The sequence below is a fragment of the Methylobacterium sp. J-068 genome, assembly GCF_022829445.1.
GTDB lineage: Bacteria > Pseudomonadota > Alphaproteobacteria > Rhizobiales > Beijerinckiaceae > Methylobacterium.
The window spans coordinates 37,976-44,356 of sequence record NZ_JAKSXY010000020.1 but is presented as its reverse complement, the minus strand read 5'-3'; the positions used below and the strand labels follow the sequence as shown (position 1 = coordinate 44,356).

At 67.1% G+C, this 6,381-nt stretch carries 3 protein-coding genes and 1 pseudogene; all 4 read right to left on the bottom strand.

Annotated features, from left to right (window positions below):
* Positions 1–2,317, bottom strand: a 2,317-nt coding sequence (locus MKK54_RS01435; protein ID WP_244008729.1) for a hypothetical protein, incomplete at its 3' end; no start/stop codon positions are given.
* A 665-nt stretch (positions 2,318–2,982) separates the two neighbouring features.
* Positions 2,983–3,291: pseudogene (locus tag MKK54_RS01430) on the bottom strand (transposase); the annotation flags it as partial.
* Positions 3,292–3,457: 166 nt separating this feature from the next.
* Positions 3,458–4,915, bottom strand: a complete 1,458-nt coding sequence (locus MKK54_RS01425; protein ID WP_244008728.1) for an MmgE/PrpD family protein — start codon at positions 4,913–4,915, stop codon at positions 3,458–3,460.
* Between the two features lie 52 nt (positions 4,916–4,967).
* Positions 4,968–6,272, bottom strand: a complete 1,305-nt coding sequence (locus MKK54_RS01420; protein WP_244008727.1) for an MFS transporter — start codon at positions 6,270–6,272, stop codon at positions 4,968–4,970.
* Positions 6,273–6,381 lie beyond the last annotated feature (109 nt).

Genomic DNA, 6,381 nt, shown 5'->3' with positions numbered 1-6,381 from the left:
CAGCCGGAGCGGCCGAGGTCGCGGTCGCGGTCGTGGCCGCCGGAGCCGCCGAGGTCACGGTCCCTGTCGTGACAGCCGGAGCGGCCGAGGTCGCGGTCGCTGTCGTGGCCGCCGAAGTGGCCGAGGCCGCGGTCCCGGTCGTGGCAGTCGAAGCCACCGACGTCGTGGCCGCCGCGGTGGCGCTCTCCGTTGAGGCCAGGGTCACGGACTGTACCGCGGCGGCGGTGGCGGCAGTCGAACCCGAGCCCGAACCGATGGTGATGCCCGTCAGCACGATCGTCTTCCCGTCGGCGCCCAGGGCGACGTTGGGGGTGTATCCGAACCGCACCAGGGCGTTCTCGTAGGTGCCGCTCCATTGGCTGGTCACGCCGGCGACGCTGGCGAACCTGGCGCTGCCGCCTGCGGCGGCGCTCGCGTCGACGATCGTGATCGGCGCGGAGGCGGCGACGGTCACGCCCGTCTTCAGCGTGCCGGCATTCACCCAGGCGGCGTTCTGCAGGACCGGATCGTAGGCGATCTGAATGCCCTGCGTGCCGGCGGCCGTGAACGCGGCGATGCCCGATCCGAAGACGATCTTGTCGGCCGTCCCCCCCAGGATGTTGCTGAGGATCGTGAACCGCGCGCCGTCGCGCAGATCGACGGTGGCGCCGCCGGTGGTGCTGCTGCCGATGTTGAGCGTCCGGTACTGATAGGTCGGCACGCTGCCGGGCGCGAAGCTGCCCCAGGCGCCCGCCATGTCGATGCCGCTGCCCGCCCCGACCGTCAGGGAGCCCGTGCCGAAATCGCTCGTCACGCGCGTGCCGCCCGTGGGCATCCACACGGCCCCGTTGGCCAGCGTCAGGTTGGTCCGGCCCGCGCCGAACACGTCCGTGTCGGCGGTGTTCGGATCGACGTAGCCGAGGACATTGCCCTTGAGGTAGGACGCGGCCGTATCGAGCTTGAGGTCGGTGACGCCCTCGTAGAGGGTTCCGCTCCGCAGGTTGCTGCCGGTCAGGACATCGCCGTCGATCCGGACCAATTGCCCGCCGGCCCGGTTGGCGCTGACCTGCGCGCCCACGCCCGTGGCGAGGTTGAAGATCGCGGTGCGCGCGCCCGTTCCGGTGTTGCTGACCGCGACATCCAGACCGCCCGCGACGGTGACGACGCCGTCGTTGTTGTTGATTCCGTAGGATCCGCAGGTCGCGCAGTCGACCGCCGTGCGCAGCGTGACGAGCTTGCTCGGGTTGGAGAACGTGACGAGGCCGGTGTTATCGATGGCATAGCTGTCGGTCACGCCCCGGACCGCGACGGAGGCGGCGCTTCCGAACGTCATCGTGCCGTCGCGCCCGTACAGGTTCGAGAGTCCGGTCGGCAGGCCGAACGGCGTGTAGCCGGTGGTGTTGGTGACGTTGACGTTGACGTCGCCGTCGATCGCGACGCGGGCGGTCCTATGGGTGTTGCTGATCCCCCGGGCCGAGCGGGGGCCCGTCGCGGTCACGTCGGCCGTGCCCGTGACCGTGAGGTAGCCCTGGTTGCGGATGCCCATCACGGTCGAGCCGTAGGATGTGGCCGCGATGGACAGATTGCCGACGATCGCGACGCGACTGTTCTGACCGTCGTTGTAGATGCCGTGCACGTTGTCGTTCGGCCAGATGCCGGACGAGACCACGTTCAGGTCGCCGTTGAACCCGATGAAGCTCCGGCCGCCACCGGAATTGTAGACGCCGTTCGTATCCGCGCCCCTCGCCTGGGTCGTGATATCGGTTCGGCCGTTGAAGACCACGTTGCCCTGGTAGACCCACAGCGCGCGCCCGTAGCCCGGAGAATAGACCGAGAGCTTGGTGTCTCCGTTGAACGTCGCGGAGGACTGGTAAACATGCAGGGCGTGCGACTCGCTTCCGCTCCACGCCGTACCGAACTCGACCGCACGATCGGACCGGGCGGAGATCGTGCTGTTTCCGTTGACGACGAGGTTGGCGCCGCCCGTCAGGTTGAGGCCGAAGGCATAACCCCAAGCGGTGAGATCGGAGCGGACCGTCGAGATCGCGAGCGATCCCTTGCCGTCCGCACCGGCGCGCAGAACGACCGGTGAGCCGCCCGTAATGTCGATGGCGGCCATGTCCTGTGCGTTGGCCGACTGGGTGCTGACCGAGTCGCCGCTGCCGAACGTATAGGTCCGCGTGCCGTTCGCACCGACCGTCGCCGGATAGGTCGTGTCGGCGCTCGTTCCGGTCAGCGTGTTCGTATACGTCGTCTGTCCCACCGCCTGATCGAGCAGGCCTATGAGCACGAGGACGCCGAGGGGGGCATGCAAAACAGTTTGTCGGATTGCGGACATGGTTCTTGCTCCGCAAGGTCCGGCGGCGGGATGCGTCAGGTGCAGGGCTCGATGGGGAATCGGCACGCTCCGGAGACGCTCGGACGCTTGGTTCATACAGCTACCCGTTATTCGCGCGGTTCGGCACGGCACATTGATCAGACCTCGGGCAGGGCCTGGACGTTATAGCATCGGCTCGTCAAGTAGAATTGGCAATAATTTAGCCAAATAAGAAATACATATGTATTTCATCTCGAATTTCTTGCGGCGCCGATGATACTTCAAAATTTATTCTATATTAAGAAAGTTAATTATCTATTAATGCTCATTGCACATGCCACCTAATAAAAATGCGATTGTTCATAATAAGGCTTAGTCTTAGGCTGATTAATAATCTGCGTGCTTTAGGCGGCACGCCGGTCTGTACGGATAGCGCAGAGTGCCTCCCCACTTTGCGGTGACGCTGGGTTCACGGCCTGGGCCCTTTGGGATCAGAGCGCCGCCTGAAGCGCCTTCGGCCGTGGGGCACAGGACGGGCGGGACGAGGCTGGCGAACAGCCGGCCGATGATGGCTTGCCGCACGGCGGGCAGGCTGGGTGACGGGGGCGCCTTCGGAAGGCGGGGCGTCATTTTTCTCCCGCCCCGTCCGACGGTACTCGGCGAGGCGGAGGTTCTGCGGGCAGGCATAGGCGAGGCCGGCTCCAATCGATCTCACCCGTCGCGTGCAGACGCTCCAGCAAAACGTGATGCAGGCGGCGCCTCACGCCCGCCGCTTGCCAATCCCGCAGCCGACGCCAGCAACTCATGCCGGAGCCGCAGCCCGTCTCGGCCGGCAGCATCTCCCACGGCAGGCCCGAGCGCAGCACGAACAGGATGCCCGTCCGTGCGGCCCGGTTCTCGATCGGACGACGCCCGCCCTTCGGACGGGGCCGAGGTGGCGGCAAGAGCGGAGCGATCTCAGCCCAGAGATCATCGGGGAGAAGCGGTCTGGCCATGCCAAACCAACGCGGAAAGCCTCGCTCCGTGCCGTTCTGTTAGGCGCTCTGAGTCTGCGCTCAGTCTGACGCGTCACGGGGTCCGAGTATGATCTGCAATGGCAGGACGCAAATGGCAGCCGAGATCGAGCCGCGCAAACCGTAAGGCTTCCAACGAATGGGTGCATCAGCTCGCGATCAGCGGTCGTAGCGCACGGACATCCGGAAGGCTTTCGAGGTCGTTGAGGCGGGCGATGAGTTCGTCCGCCCGCGACGCCCCGAGCACCGGCACGACCAAGTCGCGCACCTTCGCGTTGACCCGTTCCGTGCTCAATGGGTTCTCCTTCGTTCCCGGGGGAAACTTCGTGAAGTGCTCAAGCCTGCGACCGTCGACCAGAGTCACCACGACCCGCGCGCTGCGCGGGGCATCCCGCGTCATCAGTGCCGGATCGCCGACGACCTCGACCTTCTCGCGGAGGGCGCGGATCGTGGGCTCCTGCATCAGGCTCGGATCATGGCTGTCGGCGAATGAGACCGCCCCCCTCACGAGTGCCAGGGCGACGAGGTGCTGGCAGTTCACGTCCGGCATGGCACTGTGTCCGACGATGCCGACCGCATCGGTCGGCAGATGCACCACCACCTGCCGGACATCCCCGGCGCGCACGTCATGCCGGCCGCGTAGGGTCAACACGGCGTCGAGAGGCGACTGGATCGGGTAGCCCACCGAGAACGTCTTGATGGCGGTCTCCGTCACGAAGAAGCGGCTGCCGAGACCATCCAGCATCGCCTCGGGTTTCGGATCGGTGGACAGCGCGATGAAGAGGTTATGCGTGCCGTCGAGCACGTCGGAGACGCCTGTCAGGCCGGCTTGGACCATGGATACCGCAGTGACGCCGTTGCGCGCGCCCATGCCGGCAAAATCGAACGCCTTCTCGATATGGTCCTCGTCCTTCACCCAACTCCAGAGGCCGGAGACCTGCTGCGCGGCGTAGGACAGCGCGAAGCGCATGCCGCGTTCGTCGAGGCGCGCGAGCGCGGCGGCGGCACCGAGCGCTCCGAACGTCGAGCTCGTGCCCTCGGCGCTCCGATGCGTGCCGCGTACGAGGTCCGGCCCGAGCGCCAGCAGCAGGCGGCAGCAGAGGTCGTATCCGAGAGCGACGGCGCGGATCATCTCGGCGCCGGAGCGGCCTTCCTTCTCGGACATGGCGAAGGCCGCAGGCACGGTCGCCGAGCCCGGATGCGCCTTGGTGACGGGCTCGAAGTCGTCCGTCTCGTCGGCGTGGGCACACATCGCGTTGGCGAGCGCTGCGTCGATCGCGGTCGTGCGCAGGTCCGACGCGACGACAGAGGCTTGGGCGACGCCCCCGATGCTGCGGACATAGGACGTCGCCATCTCGCCCGGCCGCATCCGGGCGCCGGAGATCATGGCGCCGAAGGTGTCGAGGATGCGATGCTTGCAGGCCAGCAGGACCTCGGGCGGCAGGGGCCTGTCGCGTGCCTCGACCATGTATCGTGCGAGCCGTCCGGTGACGTCGCTCCCGGTGGAAACGGCGTGGGCAGGCAGGGCGGAGGCAGCCAGCAGGCTGCCGCTCCCCTGCAGAAACCGGCGGCGATGGGGGGTGCCACCCCATGCGTCCCACATCATTTTCGAACTCCCCTAGAGCGACTCATCGAGCGGTGATCCATCGCGATCGAGCTTACGCCGAGGCGATCCTTGTCGCCCCTTCATCCCGGCCCGCCATCGTACCTTGGTCGATCCCCTTGCCGTGCAGGTCGGCTCCTGCCGTCTCCGGCAGGAACAGCGCCGCACAGAAGGCCGTGCCATATGCGCAGAGGGCGCAGATGCCCATCGCCGTTCCGAGCGGCACGGTCGCTGTCAGAATGCCCACCGTGGCGGGAACCACCGAGCCGAACCCACGCCCGCCACCAAGGCAGAAGCCCTGGCCGCTCGCCCGGATCGTCGTCGGGAACAACTCCGCGAAGGTCGGCAGCATGCCCGAGGCGAGGGCTCCCTGGAATGCGCCGAGGAAGAAGCTCAGGACGATCGTCGTGTCGAGGCCGACCGGCGCGAGCAGGAGAATCGCGACGTTGCCCGATTGCAAGACGAGGAAGGTCATGAAGGCCGGGCGACGGCCGATCCGGTCCGAGAGCCAGCCGAAGAGCAACGGCCCGACGAGCGATCCCAGGATGTTCATCGCGAGGTAGCCCGTGCTCGACTTGATCGACAGGCCGAGCGAGATCCGCAGGTAGCTCGGCAGCCAGGTGATCATGACGTAGGCGCCGCCGAAGATGCCGGTCGACATGATGGCGGCGGCGATCGTGCGACGAAGGTAGGGGCCGGTGAAGATGGTCCAGAACGGTGGGGGGACGACGCCGGCGAGCTCCGCCGTCCGAGCTTCGGTGTAGATGCCCGATTCCGGCACAAGCCGGCGGATGAAGAACACGAGCCCGGCCGGGATGATGCCGATGGCGAAGAACACCCGCCAGCCCATCTCCTCCGAGAACAACGCGGCGATGACGGGCAAGAGGCTCACCGAGATCGCGTAGCCGACCGCGTAACTGCTCTGGACCGAGGCCGCGACCCGGCCGCGGAGCGCCGGGCGGATGACCTCGCTGATCAGCACCCCGCCGACGGCAGCCTCACCGCCATAGCCGAGGCCCTGGAGGAAGCGCACGGCGGCGAGCGACCAGAAATCGCTCATGAACGCGGCCAGGCAGGTGAAGCCGGCGACCATGAGGATGGTGACCTGCAGGATCCGCACCCGGCCGAGACGGTCCGCCAGGATGCCGGCGGCCCATCCGCCGACCGCGGCGCCGGCAAGGGAGGCGGTGGCGAGGTATCCGGCCTCGGCCTGGGTCAGGCCGAGGGTCGCGATCAGCGCCGGGATGACGAGGGCGTAGATCGTGGTGTCCATGGCGTCGAGACCGAAGCCGGCAAAGCAGGCCCAGTAGGTCCTCCGTTCCGTTTGGTCGAGTTTCGAGTACCAGCCGAGCTTCATCATGGGAGCGTTTCCTCCAGCCGTGCGGGATCATGCCCGCGCGAGGCCGCCGGGCGGGACGTGTCGGACGGAGCCGCCTCTTTCCGGGTGGCTTGCCGACCGAGAACTCGGG

Coding starts and splice junctions, on each gene's coding strand:
- MKK54_RS01425 (WP_244008728.1), bottom strand. CDS start 4,915: ATGATGTGGGACGCATGGGGTGGCACCCCCCATCGCCGCCGGTTTCTG.
- MKK54_RS01420 (WP_244008727.1), bottom strand. CDS start 6,272: ATGATGAAGCTCGGCTGGTACTCGAAACTCGACCAAACGGAACGGAGG.